The sequence below is a fragment of the Thermoleptolyngbya sichuanensis A183 genome, from assembly GCF_013177315.1.
Taxonomy (GTDB): domain Bacteria; phylum Cyanobacteriota; class Cyanobacteriia; order Elainellales; family Elainellaceae; genus Thermoleptolyngbya; species Thermoleptolyngbya sichuanensis.
This window is the reverse complement of record NZ_CP053661.1, coordinates 2689948-2711345: the sequence shown is the minus strand read 5'-3', so window position 1 is coordinate 2711345 and position 21398 is coordinate 2689948. Positions and strand designations below refer to the sequence as shown.

At 55.4% G+C, this 21398-nt stretch carries 17 protein-coding genes; 4 read left to right on the top strand and 13 right to left on the bottom strand.

Features of this window, described 5'->3' with window-relative positions:
• Positions 1-307 precede the first annotated feature (307 nt).
• Together HPC62_RS11295 and HPC62_RS11290 are read left to right on the top strand one after the other, a co-directional pair.
• Positions 308-1099, top strand: a complete 792-nt coding sequence (locus tag HPC62_RS11295; RefSeq protein ID WP_172355709.1) for a YoaK family protein — start codon at positions 308-310, stop codon at positions 1097-1099.
• Between the two features lie 257 nt (positions 1100-1356).
• Positions 1357-2040: a hypothetical protein gene (locus tag HPC62_RS11290; RefSeq protein ID WP_172355707.1), complete on the top strand. Its 684-nt coding sequence runs from the start codon at positions 1357-1359 to the stop codon at positions 2038-2040.
• A gap of 750 nt (positions 2041-2790) precedes the next feature.
• Here HPC62_RS11290 and HPC62_RS11285 read toward each other — a convergent pair.
• From HPC62_RS11285 to HPC62_RS11275, 3 genes are all read right to left on the bottom strand, one after another.
• The gene (locus HPC62_RS11285; RefSeq protein WP_172355705.1) at positions 2791-3531 is read right to left on the bottom strand and encodes an SIMPL domain-containing protein; all 741 of its coding nucleotides are present in this window, start codon (positions 3529-3531) and stop codon (positions 2791-2793) included.
• Positions 3532-3808: 277 nt separating this feature from the next.
• Positions 3809-4468 carry a Uma2 family endonuclease gene (locus tag HPC62_RS11280; protein ID WP_172355703.1) on the bottom strand — a complete coding sequence of 220 codons (660 nt, stop codon included), beginning with the start codon at positions 4466-4468 and terminating at the stop codon, positions 3809-3811.
• 91 nt (positions 4469-4559) lie between these two features.
• Positions 4560-4778 carry a hypothetical protein gene (locus HPC62_RS11275; protein WP_172355701.1) on the bottom strand — a complete coding sequence of 73 codons (219 nt, stop codon included), beginning with the start codon at positions 4776-4778 and terminating at the stop codon, positions 4560-4562.
• A gap of 266 nt (positions 4779-5044) precedes the next feature.
• Between HPC62_RS11275 and HPC62_RS11270 the strand changes: the two genes are divergently transcribed.
• On the top strand, positions 5045-7240 hold the full coding sequence (locus tag HPC62_RS11270; protein ID WP_172355699.1) for a phosphoketolase family protein: 2196 nt from the start codon (positions 5045-5047) through the stop codon (positions 7238-7240).
• A gap of 183 nt (positions 7241-7423) precedes the next feature.
• Here HPC62_RS11270 and HPC62_RS11265 read toward each other — a convergent pair whose 3' ends face one another.
• The 10 genes from HPC62_RS11265 to HPC62_RS11220 all read right to left on the bottom strand — a co-directional run bounded on the left by HPC62_RS11265 (position 7424) and on the right by HPC62_RS11220 (position 20687).
• Positions 7424-7969: an IS630 family transposase gene (locus tag HPC62_RS11265; protein ID WP_172354233.1), complete on the bottom strand. Its 546-nt coding sequence runs from the start codon at positions 7967-7969 to the stop codon at positions 7424-7426.
• 20 nt (positions 7970-7989) lie between these two features.
• Positions 7990-8490 carry a helix-turn-helix domain-containing protein gene (locus tag HPC62_RS11260; RefSeq protein WP_172354232.1) on the bottom strand — a complete coding sequence of 167 codons (501 nt, stop codon included), beginning with the start codon at positions 8488-8490 and terminating at the stop codon, positions 7990-7992.
• A gap of 619 nt (positions 8491-9109) precedes the next feature.
• Positions 9110-10246, bottom strand: coding sequence for a hypothetical protein (locus tag HPC62_RS11255; protein WP_172355697.1), 1137 nt, complete (start codon positions 10244-10246; stop codon positions 9110-9112).
• 648 nt (positions 10247-10894) lie between these two features.
• Positions 10895-12190, bottom strand: coding sequence for an adenylosuccinate lyase (purB, locus tag HPC62_RS11250; RefSeq protein ID WP_172355695.1), 1296 nt, complete (start codon positions 12188-12190; stop codon positions 10895-10897).
• A gap of 86 nt (positions 12191-12276) precedes the next feature.
• The gene (locus HPC62_RS11245) at positions 12277-14844 is read right to left on the bottom strand and encodes a mannose-1-phosphate guanyltransferase (RefSeq protein WP_172355693.1); all 2568 of its coding nucleotides are present in this window, start codon (positions 14842-14844) and stop codon (positions 12277-12279) included.
• Between the two features lie 202 nt (positions 14845-15046).
• A complete protein-coding gene (gene purM / locus HPC62_RS11240; protein WP_172355691.1) occupies positions 15047-16069 on the bottom strand; it encodes a phosphoribosylformylglycinamidine cyclo-ligase in 1023 nt (340 codons plus the stop codon).
• A gap of 131 nt (positions 16070-16200) precedes the next feature.
• Positions 16201-16881, bottom strand: coding sequence for a Mo-dependent nitrogenase C-terminal domain-containing protein (locus HPC62_RS11235; protein WP_172355689.1), 681 nt, complete (start codon positions 16879-16881; stop codon positions 16201-16203).
• A gap of 192 nt (positions 16882-17073) precedes the next feature.
• On the bottom strand, positions 17074-17613 hold the full coding sequence (locus HPC62_RS11230) for a tetratricopeptide repeat protein (protein ID WP_172355687.1): 540 nt from the start codon (positions 17611-17613) through the stop codon (positions 17074-17076).
• Positions 17556-18272, bottom strand: coding sequence for a tetratricopeptide repeat protein (locus tag HPC62_RS11225; RefSeq protein WP_172355685.1), 717 nt, complete (start codon positions 18270-18272; stop codon positions 17556-17558). Before HPC62_RS11225 ends, HPC62_RS11230 begins: the two co-directional genes overlap by 58 nt.
• 150 nt (positions 18273-18422) lie before the next feature.
• On the bottom strand, positions 18423-20687 hold the full coding sequence (locus HPC62_RS11220; RefSeq protein ID WP_172355683.1) for an FdhF/YdeP family oxidoreductase: 2265 nt from the start codon (positions 20685-20687) through the stop codon (positions 18423-18425).
• A 364-nt stretch (positions 20688-21051) separates the two neighbouring features.
• Between HPC62_RS11220 and ndhO the strand changes: the two genes are divergently transcribed.
• Positions 21052-21267 carry an NAD(P)H-quinone oxidoreductase subunit O gene (gene ndhO / locus HPC62_RS11215; protein ID WP_172355681.1) on the top strand — a complete coding sequence of 72 codons (216 nt, stop codon included), beginning with the start codon at positions 21052-21054 and terminating at the stop codon, positions 21265-21267.
• The last annotated feature ends 131 nt before the right edge of the window (positions 21268-21398 follow it).

Here is a 21398-nt window from a genome sequence, read left to right as displayed (position 1 = left end):
CTTCCTTCTTCCCCCTCCCCTCACACCCCGTCCACCCCGTTCACTCCAAACCGTATCAAAAAACACAAAACACCCTCCCCCTTGGGGATAATATGCTACGCGCAAGGGGGTTTCCAAGGCTGACCAGGTTTAGGGACACGAGTTGCTGATCCCTGCTGTTGGCGATCCAGCGATCTATTGTTCGTGCTTCGCTGTTATTTATCAGGGCGCGGGGGCAAAGCTCTTGCGCTCCTGTGCCGCTCAATAATCTCTGAAATAGACCTGCAATAGACCCCTGCAATCACTGTTACTAGGAGCACTGGCGTTCATGGTTGCGACTTCGAGGGCAGACGGTGAAACGTTTCGATTAAGTTCATTTTTGCTCAGCGACGGGCCCGCAGGGTTTCTGCTGAGTTGGGTGGCAGGGTTTGTAGATACCTCAGCATTTATTATTCTGTTTGGCATTTTCACCGCCCATGTCACAGGCAACATTGCGCTGGCAGGGTCGTCCTTTGTGGCATCGGACGAAGGCAGCACGGTGACGCGGCTGCTGATGCTGCCCATCTTTATGCTCACGGTGGCCATCACGTCACTGGTCGCTCGGTTTGCACGGGGCAAGAAGTGGCCGGTGTTTGCAGTGCTGCTGACCCTAGAGGCGATCGCCCTGGCGGTGTTTCTCGTCGTGGCGACGAGCCTCTCCCCCTCTCTGCTTGTAGACGTGCAGGAAGATCTAATTTTCCCCATCGCGATGGCCGGTGTGGTGGCAATGGCGATTCAAAACGCGCTGATGAAAGAAGCCAAAGGCGTATTTAAGAGCTACATTCCAACTACCGTGATGACGGGCAACACCACACAGATCACCATCGATATCGTGCAGTACATCGTAGGTAAGCTAACGATGCACAAAAACCCCCAGGCTAGCCAGGAGGTAGCCGAAGCGGTTGAGCGGATGGGCCGTGTTTTTCCTGTTATCCTAGGGTTTGCGCTGGGTGGCGCGTCGGCGGTTTATTTTGTCATGGTTTCCGAAACTTGGTGGAGTTTGATCATTCCGCTGATTATCATTTCTGTGATGGCGATCGCCGCTTTCAGGGAACATGCCCAAGCCTCTTCCCCTGCATAATCTGAACCTGCACTGTATTAGACCTGAAACTTAAACCTGAACCCTACTTGATCGCTTTCTCGCATTTACGGATACACACAGCTTCATACACTGGTGTAATGCTGATGGGTGAAGAAGAGGGTTTTCCGCTGCTAGCACAATGTTGATTAAAGCTGATTTAACTTAAAGCTCAACGACTTAAAGCTCAACGACTTAAAGTTGATTGACATCGAAGAACTAAATCAGCCTGATTCTCTCAAACAAGAAGGATATATCCGATGAGACGTGCGTTTCTGTCTTTAGTAGTTTCCCTAGTCATGGGGTTGAACCTTTTATTGGGAAGCGCTGCCCATGCCTTTCCGATTTCCCAGTTCTCGATTTCTGATTTATTAAAAGCATTTCCGGGTCTAACGCAGACCAGCGATCTGGATTTGACCGAGTCTCAAAAAGAGCTGTTGCAACAGCTCAATGAGGAAGTTCTCCCCCAACTTGCTGCTGTTTTGCGCCCCGACCAGATTGATCAGTTTGCCGCAGAAATTGCAGGCGGCGACAGCCTCCGCAAGGCCTTCAAGTCACTGACCCTGACACCAGAGCAAAAGTCTGAGCTTGCAAGCCTGATCAAGGGTCTGCCCAAGAGCGACTTCTTCGCCACCCTGACCCCCGAACAGCGCACCGAGTTTTTCATGCGAAAGAAGGGGCTATTCAAACCATCTATTGAAGAGATCACTGAAAAGATCAAATTCGGTTTGAAGAAGAAGGAGATGTTTGCCCCGACTGCCGAAGAAATCGCCGAGAAAGTGAAGGCAAAAGGGATCAATCCTGGTAAAGATGGCATCGCGCCAACGGCTGACGAAATTGCTGAAAAGATCAAGATTGGCTTGAAGAAGAAAGAAGAGTTTGCGCCTTCTCTGGAGACGATTACTGAGAAGATCAAGCAGAAGATCGAGACGGTTTCCGAGTAATTTTTCTCTAGTTTTTGCTCTAATTTGTTGGGTGCATCCCACTTTTTTAACCCTCACCCTAATTTAACCCTCACCCTAAATCCCAGAAGTGTTGAATCTTGATGGTAAAACTTTACAAAAAGCATTCTCAAGAGGCGGATTATTGAGATGGAAGCAATAAGTAGGTCATTATAGGCAGAATTATAGATCTTTTGTACTGGATTTAGCTATGAACTTGCCCTGCTAACATTGCGTTCAACACTTCTGCCTAAATCCCTCTCCCAAAACGGCAGAGGGACTTTCAATCCGACTCCCTTCTCCCAAAAAGGGAGAAGGGGTTGGGGGATGAGGGCAAACTTGCAGAACTGGGATGCGCCCAATTTGTTTACCTCAAACTTCATCTTTGTTTACCTCAAACTTCATCGGGGCTGTATGGATTGGGATTTTCCACCGTACAGTCCTTTGCTTTAGTTACGTTTTGAGGCAACGTGATGAATTTGCTGCGCTCCTATATTCACTGCGCTCTATTCACCACACTCGTACAGTCACTGCGCTCGTACAGTCACTGCGCTCGTACAGTCACCCCGCATGAGTGTAGCGCTCCCAATTCCCATTTTCTGAGACGAAACAGCACCCGGTAGATCGACAATACCAGGGTTGTCAAAACCAAGGTTGTCAGATCTGTGCCGAGTGCCATTTTCAATTAGTGAATTGACCTGGGACAGGTACTTTACCTAATGCATAATCAACAGATGCATAACTAACAGATACCTAATAGCGGATCTGGAGCGTGACGGTTGTTTGCACTTCTTGTTCTCCACCAATCACAGGCGTAGGCGCAGCAGCGGCAGAATCCATTGCCATAGACTGGCGCAACACAGGCATCGGTGGGGGTGCAGAGGCGTGGTTGATCTGCACACCGACAATTTCCTGACGGCGCAGACCCAGTGCTGCCAGGACAGTATCCGCCTGGGACTGGGCCTGCTGAACGGCTTCGCGCAGAGCGACCTGCTGGGCCTGGGCGATCGCCTCATCTGAGGCCACAAAGCTCACGCTGTCGATGCGGCTGGCCCCCGCTTTTACGGCTTCATCTAGCAGCCCGCCGGCCTGCTCGGTCGGCACACGGAAGCTGACGGTGTTCGTGGCCGTGTAGCCCACGAGCCGCTGCTCGTTGTTGTTGTAGTTGTAGACCGGGGTGAGGTTGATGCCTGTGGTTTGCAGCTTATCAACCTGGCGCGATCGCAGCAATTGCACCACTGCATTTGACCGACGCGCCGCGTCCTGCTGGGCCGCTTCTGCGGTTGCCCCCCGCACTTCCACCCCCAGGTTGACCTGGCTGAGCGTGGTGGGGATAAACTCGTTACCTGTTCCCGTTACCGTCAACACGCGCGTCATCACTTCATTCGCCATCACTGGATCGGGGTTCATCGGCATCAGGCTCAGCCCACCCACCGCCAACAGCACCGCCGAACTCAGCCCAAAGGCGGTGCGCGTCAGTCTGTTCGGTTTCATCGCCGCTTTTATCATAGAAGGCATCGCGGGTTTCATTGCTATCATCTCCTCATAGGAATGAATTTAAGGATGCTCCTACTTTGGCACTGCCCAGGAGAGACGGTACGTTCAGTTACACTTTTTGATACCCCATCTTTTGAAACCTAGCCGATCGACCTGATCGAGGCGGAAGCAGCATCGCCACGTCTGCTGGCAGAAATCGAAGCCACCGGAGTCGATTTGTGAGTCGGACTACTGCAAGTTTGGCGCTTCGCCTTCGGGCAGAGATGGAGGAACATTAAGATGGGCGATCGCCCTCGTTCAGTCCCATTTGCTGACGCACGCTCTGACGAAATGCCTTCGCGGCTGCCAGCGGACTGGGATTGCGGACGCATTCATTCAGGAATTCCACATCCAGTTCAGGCAGCAATTCACTGTGCTGAACTAGCTCATAGCCAGCCGTTTGCAAAAATGATTCAGGAACCTGTTCGCGGAGATGGTAGATCGAAAAGCGATCGCCCTGCCAAAACCAGACTTCTGAAATACCCAGCCGCCGAAACCGTTCCAGTCGGTTCATCCCGCCGCTGGTGATGATGACTTCGATCGCCAAATCTGGAATCTCCTTTTCGCTGCCAATGCAATAGCTCTCGTCTGGCTCTAGCCCAACCTGTTGCTGTGCCTGGCGAAAGGTGGTAGACCCTGTGGGGAAATATTCAATTTCTGCTTCCAGAAAATAGATTTCCAGCAGCGTACCAATGCGGGTTTTTCTTGACTCATGCCGACGGCTCGGTGCCACAATTTCTAAGATTCCATCTAAGTAGTTCACCCGGTAGGCGAGGCTGTCGCCCCGTTCTGCCAGCAGCGTTTCATATTGCGCCCAGGAGACGTTGGAGATGAGCCGCTGTTCTTCCGGATCTTCGATTTGCCAATGGGTTGCCAGGTCGTCGAGGAGTTGCATGGCGGAGTTGCGATTTTGGATTTTAGATTTTGGATTTTGGATTTTTGGGGGCGATCGCCCTGGATTGCTAATTATCAAGCACTATCGCGAATTATCGCTGAGCATTTTGAAACATCTGCCGCAGCCAGTCCCAGATGGCGAACACGGGCTGCATGGCTTCGCCCAGGCTGACTCCAGTAATTCGCACCAGCACAACCAGCAGCACCAGGGTAATCGCCACATTTATGGCAAGCCGGATTGCCTTGGTAATCAAGGAAAACACCAGCATCAAAATGAGAACGGCGATTGCCGCCGTGATTAAGGTCTCCACGTTGTTTTAGCCTCCTAGCGCTTGCTTGCTGCTTCCACCATACTCAGAAACGGAGTTGGAAAGGGCAACTCTGCCCAGATGGGCGATCGCCGGAGCTTATCGCAAGTGTGTAAGTCCTGATCTAATACTCAATCCAATACTCCTAATGGCAATCATTGAAACCTGAATACCAATCTGGCTCCCCACCTGAGATACGATGATGTATTGTGTTTTGCGGTTTCTAGTGTTTTGCGGTTTCTAGCGTTTATCTCAGCGGGGGATGTGGCATGACGGCGACCCAGATGGCTCCGGGATTTTGTGAAGGGATTCAGTATTTTGGTGAAACGCTCCCAGGATTCGAGACCTACGGGGCTACACCTGCCATCGCTGAAGGGGCAAGGGCGATCGCCACGCCAACAGACCCCGCCGCTGTCTTCCAAACGCTGCTTTATGCCGACGCGCTGCGCTACCTGACGGTGCAAATCTGCGGCAGTAAAGGATCTGGACACCCCGGCGGCTTTGCCAGTCAGGCCGAAGCGTATGCCGCACTGGTGATGCTGGGCTACAAAAACATCGTGACGGAGGTGGGACACCACGCGCCAGGATTCTATAGCGCCATGTTCCTCGATCGCTCGCTGGAGGATATGGGCATTACCACGGTGCAGCAAATGCGCGATCGCTTCCGGGAGCGGCACGGACTGTTGGGCCACCTGTCTGGCTTTATTCCCGGTCTGCTGGCTCCGGCGGGGCCCTTGGGCCAGGGGCAGCATTTTGCAATGGCCGGGGCGTTGCTGTATCCCGACACGCTATTTCCCTTTACCATTGGCGATGGCGGGCTAGGCGAACCCTACATTATGAGTTCGTTTATGCACTTCCACACAGCCTTCCCTGGTTCTACCAACTTTTTGCCTGTGCTGGTGTGGAATGGCTTTTCGCAAGAACACCACAGCATGGTGTCGCTGAAGACCAACGAGCAAATGCTGGCCTACTGGCATGGGCACGGCTTTGACGAAGTGGTGCTGGTAGATGCGAAGGACTTCGATGATCAGGATCAGTCGGGAGATTATGTCGATAGCACGGCTTTCTCCTTGAAGCAGCGCCTCGCTTTTACCCAGAGCGTGCTGGTGGGTGTGGACGAAGCAGCCCGCTCTGCCCTCAGCGGCAAGCTGACCGCGTTTATCATCAAGCAGCTCAAGGGCGCAGGGGTTCATGCCCGTGGCGCAAAGTCCCACAATCTATACCCCAAAGACACGCTGGACGCGCCCCACATTATGGATGCGCTGAAGACGCGATCGCTCTCTCCTGAAGCTTGGGCAATCGTGCGGACGAACTGCGAGCGGGCGGGGGGCGGCCCCGCATCGAAAACAGTGGTCACCGAGTTTGAGCGTCCCCTGCCGGATTTGGGGCCGCTGCCGCTAGAGGAATATCCGGTAGGGGGCGACCCCAAGGTTTCGACTACGGCAATGGGCAAGCTGGTAGGGCATGTGGGAACGAGCGATCGCACGTTTCTGGTCACCAACGCCGACGGCAACGAGGCATCGGGCATCGCCAACATCAACCAGGCGCTAAAGATCATTCACCCCACCGAAGACCCGCTCTATAACCAGGCTCCCACGGGTCAGGTCTATGAGCCGCTGAGCGAAGATGCTTGTGCGGGTCTGGCAGTTGGGCTGTCGCTGTTCGGCGGGCGGACGCTGTGGTGTTCCTATGAATCGTTTGCCATTAACGGGTTGCCGATCTGGCAGACGGTAACGCAGGCGATGGCCGAGCTACGCCGCAAAACGCCCGCGACCATTACGCTGTTTACCGCAGGAGCGCTAGAGCAGGGGCGCAACGGCTGGACGCACCAGCGCCCAGAAATTGAGGCCTACTTTGCCGCCATGATGCGGAATGGGAATGTATTTCCGCTGTTTCCGCCCGATGCTAACAGCGTGCAGGCTTGCTACGAATGGGCGCTGTCGCAGAAAAACAAAGGTGTGGTGATTACCGCCAGCAAGTCGCCGCTGCCGATTCGCACGACGTTTGACCAGACGCGGCAGGCATTGGAACGGGGGGCGATCGCCCTTCATTCCAGCAGCGGCAGCAAGACCGTCGTGTTTGCGGTGGTAGGCGACATGATCCTTTCGCCCGTATTCGACGCAGCAAAGCTTTTAGAAGCCCAAGGCTTGGGGGTGCGGATCGTGTCGGTCGTCAGTCCCCGTCGCCTCTACCGCCCCAGCGATACCCTGTGGGACATCTGCTCCGAGCCAGATGGTCATTTCCTGGACGATGCTGGATTTGAACACCTGTTTGGCGGCGATGCGCTGATCGGCGTGACGGGTGGAGCCAGTGCCATGCTGGAGCCAGTGATGCTGCGCTCAACCAGCAAGCGCGATGTGTTTGCCTGGAAGCGAGGCGAAACCACCGCCAGCGCTGGGGAACTGATGGCGCTCAACGGCATTACGGCTGAAGCTCTGGCTGCACGGGCGATCGCGCTAGCCTAATCGCGCTAGTCCAATCGCGCTAGTCTAAGAGGATGTTTGAAAAGTCCTACTGTTTGTAAGCAAAGCGTGCAAGATCCCCCTAAACCCCCCTTAAAAAGGGGGACTTTAAGGCGGTTTCCCCCCTTTTTAAGGGGGGCTAAGAGGGATCTCTGAGTGCTTAACATTAGAGCTAATATCAATTCTCTAAATACCCGCTACACATAGAGCATCGACAATCCAATCCCACTGAGTCAGCGATCGCAGCGACTCCGCCGAAAGGCGACAAACCCACTGGCTGATGGCGTGCTGGAGTTGGCAAACATCATCAAAGTGAACCCAAGCTAGCTCCCGCTTGAGTTCCCGCCAGACCCGCTCAATGGGATTGACCTCAGGGCAATAAGGCGGCTGAAACACCAAGATGACATTGTCCGGTATCGTCAGGGTCTGAGCCGTATGGGCTGCGGCATTATCCACCTGAATCAGATGTAAATCATCGGGGAACTGAGCCGCAAAGCTGTGCAAAAACGCCTCAAAACAGGAACTGTCGAGATGAGAAAACTCGACTATCCACGATGCACCGCTCAGCGGTTCCACTAGACCGTACAGCCACCGATACACAAAGTCCCATTGAACTGAACCAATCGGCTGCACCCCAAAGCCCGTCAACTTGCGATGTTGAACCGTCAGCAGTCCGACGCGGCTCTCATCGCTGCACCAATAGCGGATTCGCCCCCCGTAGCGTTGTCTCAAGGCTGGCGGAATCGACTGGCTTATCTGGGCTGCAAGGTTTGCTGAACGGACTCGCACGCCCCAGGAGTCTGCTTCTTTGACACCGGACGGGGCACTTTGAGCTTCGCTTTGAGCCGATAGCGCACCGTCTTATGCACCGTCTTGTAGGGGACGGGTTGACCATGTACCGCTGCGAGCCACTGCTGCACTGCTCCATAACTGCTAAAGCCTTCTGGATCTTGCAGTTCCCGCTCCAAAGATGCCAGGACTTCACCGCTAATCGCTCGCGGTCGTCCACTGCGAGATGCCACCTTCACCAACGCTTCGAGTCCACTCTGTCGATACTGGCTCAGCCAACGAGACACGGTCGTGCGATGGCAACCGCTCAGTTGGGCTAACTGCTCAACGCTCTTCGCTTGTCCGGTTTTTAACCACCACAACACCTGTACTTTACGGCGCTGTGATGACCGTTGCTGTTGTTCCAAGACGGCTTTTAGTTCTTCTGCTGTTTCAGCGATATCGATTTTGAGGACTCCACTCATGGCGGCTCGCTCTAACGTCTTCTTACATGTAGCAGATCTTTGGAGATTTGATATAATTTATGAAGCAAATCTTAAGAAGCCTGAAACTCTTGGCATGTGTGGCTTTGAGGTCATGTTTGCCCAGGAAAAGCGGTTTCTCGGAAATCCTTGATTAACAAGGCTTTCAGGCTCCTTTACAAATTAGCTCTTACAGGCGATACCAGAAGTGTTGAACGCAATGTTAGCAGGGCAAGTTCATAGCTGAATCCAGTACAAAAGATCTATAATTCTGCCTGTAATGACCTACTTATTGCTTCCATTCTCAATAATCCGCCTCTTGAGAGTGCTTTTTGTAAAGTTTTACCATCAAGATTCAACACTTCTGAGGCGATACCTTTTCAAACACCCTCTAATAGTCTCAGCGCAATAACTGGGATGTGATATCTCAGCCATCACCTGTTAGCGCCAGAAGTACCGTTGTGGTAGACTGCAAGAATTATAGGACTTACGCAGTTGGACGATTTCTCGCGGGCTGCGCCCGCGAGAAATCGTCCGAAACCCAGCAAACTTATCGCAAGTGCGTAAGACCTAAGTTCCTTGGCTTCAGAAAAAATGAAATTCTGGCAGAAGAATGGCTGCCCTAATTGGAACCCAGCGCTGCTTCTATCTGGGGAATCAGGTTGTCCTGTCCAACGATATTAAACTTCCAAACCGCACTGAGCTGCTCAGTTTCATCAGGATCGAAGTCAAGAATCACTAGAAAAGCTCTCTCCGGTGAAATAGAGAGACGTTTTCGACGATCGGAAAACTTCTGATAAGCATCTCGATCTCTTCCTGTTTTGCACTCAATCAGCAATGGCTTGCCTTCAACCACATAGAATAAATCCAGTTCAAAACTGTCCCCGTTTGAGAATTGAATCAGCCGATTCATTAGACGAGAATAGGATAAATTTGAACGTTGCAGAAAATCAGAAACTTTGTATTCTATAAATCTCTCAAACCAGCCCCCTGTGAAAAAGCTCCGCGTATCTGGTCTATTCCGCACACTTGCACGAATGATCTTTTCGCCCGGAAAATACTTGTATCGAGAAAAGAATAGGGTGTCTTTGTCCAAGTCTTTACCAAATTGGGTGATCGTTCCAATTTGCTTTTGGGAGGCTCTACTGAGGTGACAGGTCAGATTTCTCTCATTTGTAATTGACCACTTGATTTGTCCTAATAAGCGAGATAGCTGGGGCTGACCATCTTCGTCCTTATACTTATTGCCTAATCTAACGGCGTGCTTATTAAAAATTTCTTCTGTGTGAGGGTCAAGCTCAGGTTGATCCATGACAGAAACGCCTCTATTCGCCAGCCATTTGATGGCAACCTCTTCACTTAAGCGTCCATCCAAAAGCTGAAGATTTTCAGCCTCTTCGGACGTGTCTTCTGTAGAAGGATTTGTAGAAGGATTTTCTATTAGGCTTGCTTTTGAGTTCTTATCTAAGACGGGTTCGCTAAAGGGCGTATGTTCTGCTGAATCTGATTCCTCTAGTACGTCTGAAACGTGTTTTTCTGACAATTCAGGCAACTGAGGATAGGCATTTTCTTCCGGCTCCTCTGATTTAGGTAAGAGGCGAGTTCTACGCCGAGCAAGAACCATTGAACTGGAGACTGCTCCCAAACTGCTGCTGGCGATGCTGGCAATAGAGTTTCTGGGGAATAGGGCTGAGGCTGTGCTACCCAGAACAATTGTTGCTAGCCCAACAAGCAGTCCATCGGCTACCCATTTCTGCATGAGCTACGTAAACCTTGCGCGACAGCAGTCTCTAATGTTGTATATCAATCAGGGATGTTCAGCAACTTATGATTTTTTTCGGAGATTAATTGAACGCCTTGCTCAAGCTTTTTAGTGACACTGCCTCAGGGGATCAATGACTTTTCATTAAGTCCTTACAAAACTTATTAAATAGAACTCCAAAGGATATGCCTAGAGAGAGGCGATCGCGCTCGATACTACAACCGAACAATCGGTTTAGGCACGTTTCCACTAAGCGCTTTTTCGCTCGGTCTGCTCTTTTTGCAATAGAAAATCTGGATCATCTTCTAAGAGGATGTTTGAAAAGTCCTACTGTTTGTAGCAAAGCGTGCAAGATCCGCCTAAATCCCCTTAAAAAGGGGGACTTTAAGGCGGTTTCCCCCCTTTTTAAGGGGGGCTAGGGGGGATCTCTGAGTGCTTAACATTACAGGCGATACCTTTTCAAACACCCTCTAATCAACTGGCTCTGCGGGCTAGTTGTTCAAAGTGTAACCTTGTGCCAGGAACTTTGACTTTCCATCTCTGGGTAAAGGCATTAGCGAGTAACGGGTTAGCTTTTCTTCTGCGATGATGGCATCTTGTGGCAGCAGCGCTCTTTAGCAATCTTTGAGCCTTCAACGCTCAGTCCTAAATATTTAGCCGCTGGTAGATCACGTCCAGATTTCTCAGGTGGTGGTTGGGATCAAAGCAGGCTTCGATTTCTTCTGGGGACAGGTGGGATTTGACCGTGGCATCGGCGGCAATTAGCGCATGAAAATCCCCATCGGGTGTATTCCAGGCTTGGTGGGCGCAGCTTTGCACGACGGCGTAGGCGGCTTCGCGGGCCAGCCCCTTTTCTACCAGCGTCAGCATCACCCGCTGGCTAAAGACCACGCCACCGTAGACGTTCATGTTGCGCTGCATGTTTTCGGGATAGACCTGGAGATTTTTCACCAAGTCGGTGATTTCCACCAGCATGAAGTGGGTGAGGATGCAGGCATCGGGCAGCGCGACGCGCTCGACGGAACTGTGGGAAATGTCGCGTTCGTGCCAGAGAGCCACGTTTTCTAGACCCGTCATGGCGTAGCCGCGAATCAGGCGGGCCATCCCCGTCAGCCGTTCCGAGCGAATCGGGTTGCGCTTGTGGGGCATGGCGGAGGAGCCTTTTTGCCCTTTGGAGAAGAATTCTTCCACTTCCAGTACGTCGGTGCGCTGGAGGTTGCGGATTTCTACTGCAAAGCGCTCGATGGAGGCGGCGAGGAGTGCCAGTACGTTGAAGAACTGGGCATGGCGATCGCGCGAAATGACCTGCGTTGAGGCAGTATCCGGCTGCAAACCGAGCTTCTGGCAGGCGATCGCCTCGATTTGCGGATCGAGATTGGCGTAGGTGCCCACTGCGCCAGAGATCTTGCCGACGGCGATTTCTTGATGCAACTGACAGAGGCGATCGCGCCCACGCAGCACCTCCGCCAGCCAGCCCGCCAGCTTAAAGCCGAAGGTAATGGGTTCTGCATGAATGCCGTGCGATCGCCCAATCATCACCGTTTCCCGATGCTGCTGCGCCTGAAAGCGAATGGCCTGGGCCAGCTTGTCTACGTGGGATTGCAGCACCTCTAGACTGGCGACCAGTTGCAGCGCCAGCGCCGTATCCAGCACGTCGGAACTGGTCATGCCCAGGTGAATGTAGCGCCCTGCGTCGCCGACGGACTCATTCACGTTGGTCAGAAACGCAATCACGTCGTGCCGCACTTCTGCTTCGATTTCCAGAATTCGCTTTGGATCAAACTGCGCCTTGGCCTTGATCGTCTCCACCGCGTCTGCCGGAATATAGCCCAATTCCGCCTGCGCCTCGCAGACTGCAATCTCCACCTGGAGCCACGTCTTGAATTTATATTCGTCCGTCCAAAGACTGCCCATTTCGGGCAAAGTATAGCGCTCGATCAAGGCTCTGCCGCTGAATACAACCCATTTATTGTATTGGAAAGCGCTAGTCTTTCGTGCGTCCTGCGCGAAAAATCCACGTCCCTCCTTCAACCCATTTGCCAGTCGCTAGAATGGTCATCTAGCCCCACGTCGCGCTCCACGAAGGCAAGGACGGCGGCGCGATATTCCCGCAGGGTTTCATCCACCCAGCCGCGATCCACGCTGTCGGCGTAGAGATGCACCAGCGGTTCGCCCGCATCGGGCAGCACCAAGATCCAGCTATCGTGCTGCGGGTTAAAGATTTTTACACCATCAATTAGCTCAAGCTGCTGCGCCGGGTGCGTTTCTACCAAATGGCGCATGAGAGACCCTTTGGCCGTCCAGGGACAGCGGACGGTAATCATTTTGTGGCAGACGCGGGGCAGGTCGAGGCGAATCTGGCCGAGGGTGCGGGGGGCGCTGCTGGCCAGGTCTTGCGATCGCAAACTCAGCATCTCGATCATCTTGGCAATGCAGAACATCGCGTCGAACCCCGGATGCAGTTGCGGAAAGATAAAGCCCATCTCGCCGCTGCCGCCCAGCACCACATTGGGATTGGTGTAGCAGGCTTCCATCAGGGCGGTGGGGTTGGCGCGGGTGCGGAGGATCTGGCCGCCGTGGCGACGGGCGATTTGTTCGGCAGCGCTGGAGGCATTCACGGGCACCACCACGGAGCCACGCGGATGCTGCGTCAGCACCATGTGAATCATCAGCGCCGTCAGCAACTCGCCGCGAATCGGGCTGCCTGCTTCGTCTACCAAAATCAACTGCTCGCCATTGGCAGACACCTGCACGCCGAAGTTGGCTTTCAGCGCCTCGACTACATGACCCAACTGGCTCAGCAGCGCTTCTCGGTCTTGGGCGCTGGGCACGGTGGGATTGAGGCTGGCGTTTAGCACCACCGCGTCGCAGCCAAATTTGGACAGCATTTGCGGCAGCACCGCGCCTGACACGGCATAGGCGTAGTCGATCACTACCTTGGAGCTGTGGCTGCGAATCGCATCTAGCCGCAGGTGTCGCTCAAAGCTGTCGCAATAGATATCGCTGGCTTGATGCACCGTCACTACGTTGCCGATTTCCTGAATTTGGGCGCGGCGAAAGTCTTCTTTGAAATAGGCTCCCTCGATCTTTTTTTCCTGGGCTTTGGACAGATTGATGCCCTTGTGGTTGAAGAATTCGATCAGGATGTGATCCGAGCGCTCTGGGTGAACGCGGACGTGGATTCCGGCGGCGACGTTGCGGCTGGGGGCGACGGCGCGGGCCACGGGAATCGCGGTGGCCTCCAGGTTTTGCACATGCACGCCGACGGACATTAGACCGGCAATGAGCGATCGCGACACCATGCGAGAGATATTGCGCTGGTCGCGAGATACCGTGACTTGGCTTCCTGGCTTTAGCGTCGAGCCAAAGGCCGCCCCCAGCCGCACGGCAAATTCTGGCGTGATGTCTACATTCGCCAGACCCGACACGCCCCGCTGCCCAAACAGGTTGCGGTGGGCGGCGTGGCCCCAGATCAGGTTCATGTTGAGAATGGCCCCCGGCTCGATGCGCTTGCTGGGCCAGATCCGCACGTCTGGGTTCACCAGCGCCTCTTCGCCAATCACCGAGAGGGAGCCGATAACTGCGCCCTCCAGCACATGGGCGCGGCGATCGACCCGCGTGCCTCTGGCGGCTACGCAGGCCCGCAGGTGGGCCTCGTCGCCGATGGTAACGCCATTCCAGAGGATGGGGCGCTTCAGGTCGGCATCGGCTCCGACGGTCACGTTGTCGCCAATAATCGTGCCTGCGGCGATCGCCGCTCTGGGGCCAATCCGGCAATTGCTGCCGATGATGGCAGGGGTGTCGATTTGGGCGGTGGGGTCGATGTGGGTGTTTTGCCCTACCCAGAGATTGGGCGATCGCTCTTCACTGGCAAACTCCAGCTTTACGCGCCGATAGAGCGCCGCATACTGTGCCTCGCGGTAGGCATCCAGATGCCCCACATCGCACCAATAGCCCTCCGCTGCATAGCCATACAGGGGCAAATCCTTTTCCAGCAGCAGCGGAAACAGATCCTTGGAAAAGTCTGATTCCTCATTGGCGGGCAAGTAGTCCAGCACCTCCGGCTCCAGGATATAAGTGCCCGTGTTCACTGTGTCGGAGAAAATTTCGCTGCTGGAGGGCTTTTCCAAAAATCGGCGGATGCGCCCGTCTTCGTCCGTAATCACCACGCCAAACTCTAGCGGGTTGGCAATGTGGGCCAGCACCAGCGTCGCCTTTGCGCCCTTTTTCTTGTGAAAGGCGATCGCCTCGCTCAGGTTAATATCCGTAATGCTGTCGCCGCTGATCACCAGAAAAGTTTCATCCAGCAGATCTGCCACGTTTTTGACGCAGCCCGCCGTTCCCAGCGGCTCGTCTTCCTCCACGGCATAGGTCATCTGCACGCCAAAATCGCTGCCGTCCTGAAAGTAATCCCGCATCACGTCAGGCAGATAGTGTAGCGTGGCGATGATTTCCGTAATCCCGTGCCGCCGCAGCAGGTTAATAATATGCTCGGCGATTGGGCGATTCAAAATGGGCACCATTGGTTTGGGCAAATCGCAGGTCAGCGGCCGCAGCCGTGTGCCCGAACCCCCTGCCATTAGCACTGCTCGCATAACGCCTCCATCAGCCCCTTATTTCAGCGATTCTAAGTCGCAGGCTATAGCTCTTACTGTGACAGATCAAGATGATGAGAGGGCAGCCGAAAAAGATTTCGTTTTGTTAAATTCCCGGCGCGGCGATTCCTGAATCCCTAGGGGACAGGCGTAGAGTCAGCCAATTGGCTCTCCCACTCGCGATTCGCCCGCTATTCACCTGCTACTCGATCAACACCTCGCCCTGCCCCGCAATGACTTCGCCCAAAGGCCACGCTGCGACGCTCTGGGCTTGGAAAAAGCGACAGGTTGCTTCAGCGCGATCGCCCGGAACCAGCACCACAAAGCCAACCCCCATGTTGAACGTGTTGAACATCTCAGCGCGGGCGACTGCTCCCGCCGATTCTAGCCAGGTGAATATCGGTGGAATCGTCCAGCTTGTGGGGTCAACGCGCACGCTCTGGCCACTGCCCAGACCACGGGGCAGGTTTTCGGGCAGCCCGCCGCCCGTGATGTGGGCCATGCCGTGGATGGGCAGACCGGAGCGCAGCGCCGCCAGCACGGGTGCAACGTAAATGCGGGTTGGTGTCAGCAAGACCTCACCGAGGGATGCCTTTCCCAGTTCCGGCAGGGATTCGCTCAATTCCAGACCGGCCTGGTCTACGATTTTGCGAACCAGGCTGAACCCGTTGCTGTGAATGCCACTGCTGGGGAGGGCGATCGCCACATCGCCGATTTGCACCTGCGACCCGTCGAGGATCTGGCTCTTTTCCACAATGCCCACGCAAAAGCCCGCCAGGTCGTATTCTCCCGGCAGGTAAAACCCCGGCATCTCCGCCGTTTCGCCGCCCAGCAGCGCACAGCCCGCCTGCTTGCAGCCGTCTGTGATGCTCGCCACCACGGCCGCGAGTTGGTCTTCATCCAGCTTGCCCGTCGCCAGGTAGTCCAGAAAAAACAGCGGTTCCGCGCCGCAGGTCAGCACGTCATTCACGCACATGGCCACCAGATCAATGCCTACGGTGTCATGGCGATCGCACTGGTGCGCCAGCTTTAGCTTTGTGCCCACGCCGTCTGTCCCCGACACCAGCACGGGTTCTCGATAGCCCGTCGGCAATTGAAACAGCCCGCTAAATCCGCCAATGCCGCCCATCACCTCTGGGCGATGCGTACTGGCAACCATTTCCCTGATCCGCCGCACGAAGGCGCGTCCCGCCTCTACGTCTACCCCTGCTTGCCGATAGTCCATGAGTTCCCGCGTGTGGAGTGCAAGGGAGTATTTTACAGGGATTGGGGGTCAGGAGGCAGGAGTCGGGAAGCCGACGCGCAAGCCCTCTTCCGGCTATCCCCGTATCATATTCCCGCATTCATATTCCCGCATTAACAATACGGCGTGACATCCTCGCCGCAGTCGTCTGCCAGATAAGATAGCGCCCGAAACCGCAGCCCGACCAACTGCTCATACAGCGGATTGAGCTTGCACATGGCGGGAATGTGGACGATCTTACGACCGAACAGCACCACGTCGCGCTCGAAGGGGCACTGCGGCGGGATCATTTTGCACAGGAAGCGGGCCAGTCGCGGATCTTGCACTTCCAGCCCGTCCAGCCACTCTTGCATCGGGGCCAGCACGGGGAGATAGTGGTCATTGCCCAGGCCAGCGAACCGATCCACCGGGCCGCCCTCGCTCATCTCGGTCAACGTGTGGCGCAGCGAGTCTAGCACGGCGGGCTGGAGATTCAGCGCGGTGCAATATTCTTGAAGCAGGCGGTCTTCGGCGGCAGAGTAGGTGCCATCGGCGATCGCCACCATCACGGCAGTCCGCAAAAAGTTTTCGGCCGTTTTGGGATCGTCTCCCAGACCTTCGGCGACGGCTTCTGGCATGATGTGGGCTGCGCCTTCTAGCTCGGTTTTGGGCGCAAGCTCGAGTTCCGTCAGGTCAGAAATCAGCGCCTTTTCCTGCTCGTCGAAATTGCCGTCAGCCCAGGCCAGGGCGAGCAGGCCGCGCAGCCAGACCGAAATCTGCTGATTGCTATAGGGGGATGGCACAGCGCCAGTCATACGAAGAGAAAATGGAAGGGAAAGCGTGAGGGTCATGGGGCGAAATCCATCACATTAGCTCCATGCTAGCGGGGCGATCGCCCGTGTAAGGCTGCCTCCTCGATGGGAAATCCCGAACCTGCATGGTAGAAATGACAGACTTGCAATCTGTCGCCTACGTAGCCAATATGATCCATTCCGCACGGCATCACTTTACCAAATTTCGAGAACCTGGCCCTGATGCCTGTTACGCTGACCTAGTTCGCCCAGGGCCTGCCCTTCCCCTGCGCGATCGCCAATCGACCGGGCGATCGCCAGTGCCTGTTCATACTGCTGACGAGCCGCCCGTAGATTGCCCATTGCGGCGTAAGCACTGCCCAAGACCTGCCGCAGGGCGCTCTCATTGGGACGATCTTCCAGTTGCGCGGTGATTTCAATCGCCGATTGCAGCAGCGGCACGGCCCGATCGGGTTCTGTGGTGCGGGCGTAGACGGTGCCCAGGCTGCCCAGCGTGTAGGCTTGCAGGCGGCGATCGCCCAGACCTCGCGCCAGCGCCAGCCCCTCCTCCAGCACGGCCACCGCCCGCGATAGATTGCCCAACCGAGTATACAATTGCCCCAATCGCTGCAAGACGCCGGCCTGCATTCCCCGATCTTGTGCCTGCTGAGCCAGTTCCAGCGTTTTTTGATAGCTCTCTAGAGCGGCCGGATAGTTGCCCTGCTCGGTGTAGGTGTTGCCCAGATTGCCCAGCACATTCGCCTGACCCCGACTGCTCTGCTCTGCTCTGCCTGGGCGATCGCCAAACTTTGCTGAAAGGCGGCGATCGCCTCGTCGTAGCGTCCCTGCGCCCGATGCACAATGCCCAACTGGTTCAACACGTCATACTCACCCTCGCGATCGCCCATTTGCTGCACCAGCGGCAGGGCTACCTGAAGACGGGCGATCGCTTCGTCATATTGCCCCAGCCGCGTGTGCAGGAACCCCAAATTAGACAGCGCAAAACTGATACCCCGGCGATCGCCCATTTCTTCTGCCACTGCCAGACTTTGCTGAAACAAACGCAGCGCCGCCTGCGGCCGCCCAATTGCCTCCTGAATTGCCGCCAAGTTGCCCAGCACACGCCCCTCGCCTACCCGATTGCCGGCCTGCCGATAGAGCCGCAGCGCCTCCTGCCACAGGTGTTCGGCCGTATCCCATTGGCGGCGCTGAAACTGACTTGCACCCTGTTGCAACTGTTCATCTGCTTGTTCTGTCAAACGGGCCTGAGCAGATGGATACACTTGGGCCAGCCGGGGCGGCGGCTCCGCAGCAGCACGGGACGGCAGCGCCGCCAGCGGCAACACCAGCAGCAGGCTCAGCCATAGATTTCGGGTTGAGCTAGACGAGCAGCGTGTAAATAATCGGCGTGGCATAGGGCGGCGTGGCATAGGGCGGCGTGGCATAGGGCAAAGTTTTCGTAGGAAGGGCTGTAGCAGATTACAGCGGTTGAACCTGCTATCCAGCAGGATTCCCAAAATCTGCCCAATGCTCAAAAGCTCCCAGAAGAGGCGTTTGCTACCACCTTACCTTTTGCCCTCAACCCATACGGGCACTCGCTTATAGCCCGGTGTGCCGCAGCGCTTGTCCGTTTTGGCGTGAAAAATTGCGTTCACTTCGGGATAAAACATCAGCGCCGCGCCGGGACGCACCGCACCGAAAATCACTTCCACGCCGTCTAGCTGGCCTGCCTCGCCCCGCACGGTGACTCTCTGGTGTTCCGCAAGTCCAGCACGGGACGCATCCAGCGGATTCAGCAAAATGCAGTGGCGATGAGGCATCCCTCGATAGCGATCGCCCTCCTTGTACACCACCGTATTGTGCTGCGAATAGCTGCGGGCCGTGATCAGCGCCAGCACCAGCCCGTTTGCGCCATTGGCCGCGCCAAAGTGACTGGGGTCGGGCAGCGACAGATCGGGCAGCGGTGTCAGCTTCATCTGCGCTTTGCCAGAGGGCGTTTTGAACTGCGGCTGGGTGAGGATGCGCCCTGAAATGGTGAACTCTTCACCGCCGTCGTCCAAAGCAGCAATCTTTTCGTAGCCAGGAATCGTTTTGGCAATCAACTGGCGAACATAGCGCGTATCTTGCAGCTTGCGCCAGTCCACCGGGTCGTCGCCCAGCAGCCGATGCGCCAGTTCCGTGAGAAACGTAATTTCGGCAATCAGGTCTGCCTGCTTCAGATGGGTCTGGCCCGGATCATTCATTCGCACAAAGTTGTTGCCCGATTCCACCGTGGTTTTATGCGGATTTTCAAAGCGGTTGAAGACCGGAATCACAATCGTATTCGTTTTGGCCAGCCCGTGAAAGTGTCCCGGATTGGGCTTGGTCGCCAGATAAATAATCGTGTCGATGTTGCCAAGGGCGCGTTTTGCCTGGGCGGTGTCGGGGTTTGCGCCGTAGAGGTTGCCGCCCAGCGCCAGCAGCGTGTCTACCTGACCTGCCTCTGCCGCGTCGATCAGGTCGCGAGTATGATAACCCGGTGGCAGGTTGAGCGATCGCCCCAGCAGTTTCTCTAGCGCCTGCTGAATCTCCTGCTTCAGCTTCACCGTCACGCCCATCGAGCCAAAGCCCTGCACGTTGGAATGCCCGCGAATCGGCATCACGCCTGCGCCGGGTTTGCCCAGGTTGCCCGTCATCAGAGCCGTGTTCACAATATTCCACACGTTGTCCACACTGTTTGCGTGGTGCGTAATGCCCATTGCCCAGGCAAATACGACGCGCTTTGCATTGCCGATGATCTCTGCCGCCGCCTCGATCTCCGGCTGAGACACGCCGCATCCCTGGGCGATCGCCTCCCAGCTTGTGCTGCGGGCCTGTTCCACCACTGCTTCCCAGCCTTCGGTGTGCGCTTTGAGAAAGTCCCAGTCCACCTGATTGCACTCCAGCAGCGCCTTTTGGATGCCTGTCAGCAGCGTCACGTCGCTACCGGGAATCGGTTGCAAATAGTGGGAGGAAATGTCTGAGCCGGGAATGAGAGACTTCAGCGGAAAGGCCGGCGAACCGAACTTGACCAGACCCACTTCCATGATGGGATTGATCACAATTACAGAACCGCCGCGATCGCGCAATTTGATTAGCTCATTCATCAAGCGCGGATGGTTATAGGGCGCATTGGAACCCATCAGCACGACGCAATCTGCCTGCTTCAGTCCCTCCAGGCTGACGGTCGAGGTACTGGTTCCCAGCACTTCTTTTAACCCCACGGTGGAAGGGGCGTGACACAGATTGGAACAGTCGGCGAGATTATTTGATCCCAGCGTCCGCAGCAGCAGTTGCAGCAGAAATGCAGCTTCGTTGGAACTGCGCCCCGAACTGTAGGACGCAATCCGTTCCGATGGCTTTTGGAAGGCAGCAGTGGCGATCGCGTACACCTCATCCCAACTGATGCGCTCATAGTGCGATCGCCCCGCCCTCCGGATCATCGGCACACTCAGCCGCCCCAGCCGATCGGCCGCCATCGAGGACAACTGCTGGAGTTCTGCCACGCTGTGGGTCTCAAAAAACTGCGGCGGCACGGCTGGCATTAGCTCCGCCATGATCGACTCGACGCTTTTCATGCAGCGCTGCATCGACTCGTCTAGCTCGTTGCGAAAACCGCCTTTTTGCCCCCCTGTGCCCCATGCACAAGATAAACAGGCGCTCTTGTGCATTAGCGTTTGCCAAAGCTGCGGCCCTGCTGGTGCCAGCGTTTGCTCTGCCCAATATTGCACCACGGAAAGCCCACCACCCTGGTCGGGCGTGTCGGCATTGGTCTGGCTGTGGGGCGGCTTGGGCTGGGGAGTTGGAGACATGAGCAGTTGTAAGGAGCGTGATAAAGAATTGCAATGGAACGGGATTTCTAACCCTTAACAAAAGGCTACCGCAGGACTGATTGCAGAGGATGTCTCTACAGAAGGAGTCATCAGAGGAGTCACCAGAAGGAGGCATCCGTCCTGGCTAAAAAGTTTAGGGCGAACCTCGCTCCAGATGGCTGAACTGCTATCTTGCGGCTACACCCTGCTGCCATACTCCACCGCCATGCTCCACTGCTATACAATGTGAGGGAACAATGTGAAGGGAATGATACAACCCGCAAGGTCTTGTAAGTTCCAATTGTGCACAAGGTGTTCACAAGACGGTTAGATAGTTACGAGATTACACACAGGACGAGAAACGATGTCAGTCAAAAAGGGCGATGTGGTGCGCGTGGTGCGCGAAAAGCTGGAAAACAGTCTGGAAGCAGCGGCGAGCGACACGCGCTTTCCGTCCTACATTTTTGAGACCAAAGGCGAAGTGCTGGATGCACGAGGCGACTACCTGCTGGTGCAGTTTGGCCATGTGCCGACACCAAATATGTGGCTGCGGGCCGATCAATTGGAAAAATTTGAGTAGATTCGCAGGATTCGCGGAGGGGATCGCGTACCCTACGCAATAGAACCCCAGCGGAACCGGGCGATTCTCTACGAGACGGCAAAGCCGAACGCACTTCACCAGTCTCGCTCGTGCCGCTCTCTCAGCGAGTC

Coding starts and splice junctions, on each gene's coding strand:
- HPC62_RS11285 (WP_172355705.1), bottom strand. CDS start 3,531: ATGAAACCGAACAGACTGACGCGCACCGCCTTTGGGCTGAGTTCGGCG.
- HPC62_RS11220 (WP_172355683.1), bottom strand. CDS start 20,687: ATGTCTCCAACTCCCCAGCCCAAGCCGCCCCACAGCCAGACCAATGCC.
- HPC62_RS11290 (WP_172355707.1), top strand. CDS start 1,357: ATGAGACGTGCGTTTCTGTCTTTAGTAGTTTCCCTAGTCATGGGGTTG.
- HPC62_RS11245 (WP_172355693.1), bottom strand. CDS start 14,844: ATGCGAGCAGTGCTAATGGCAGGGGGTTCGGGCACACGGCTGCGGCCG.
- HPC62_RS11260 (WP_172354232.1), bottom strand. CDS start 8,490: ATGAGTGGAGTCCTCAAAATCGATATCGCTGAAACAGCAGAAGAACTA.
- HPC62_RS11255 (WP_172355697.1), bottom strand. CDS start 10,246: ATGCAGAAATGGGTAGCCGATGGACTGCTTGTTGGGCTAGCAACAATT.
- HPC62_RS11270 (WP_172355699.1), top strand. CDS start 5,045: ATGACGGCGACCCAGATGGCTCCGGGATTTTGTGAAGGGATTCAGTAT.
- purM (WP_172355691.1), bottom strand. CDS start 16,069: ATGGACTATCGGCAAGCAGGGGTAGACGTAGAGGCGGGACGCGCCTTC.
- HPC62_RS11295 (WP_172355709.1), top strand. CDS start 308: ATGGTTGCGACTTCGAGGGCAGACGGTGAAACGTTTCGATTAAGTTCA.
- HPC62_RS11280 (WP_172355703.1), bottom strand. CDS start 4,468: ATGCAACTCCTCGACGACCTGGCAACCCATTGGCAAATCGAAGATCCG.
- HPC62_RS11225 (WP_172355685.1), bottom strand. CDS start 18,272: ATGCCACGCCGATTATTTACACGCTGCTCGTCTAGCTCAACCCGAAAT.
- HPC62_RS11235 (WP_172355689.1), bottom strand. CDS start 16,881: ATGACTGGCGCTGTGCCATCCCCCTATAGCAATCAGCAGATTTCGGTC.
- ndhO (WP_172355681.1), top strand. CDS start 21,052: ATGTCAGTCAAAAAGGGCGATGTGGTGCGCGTGGTGCGCGAAAAGCTG.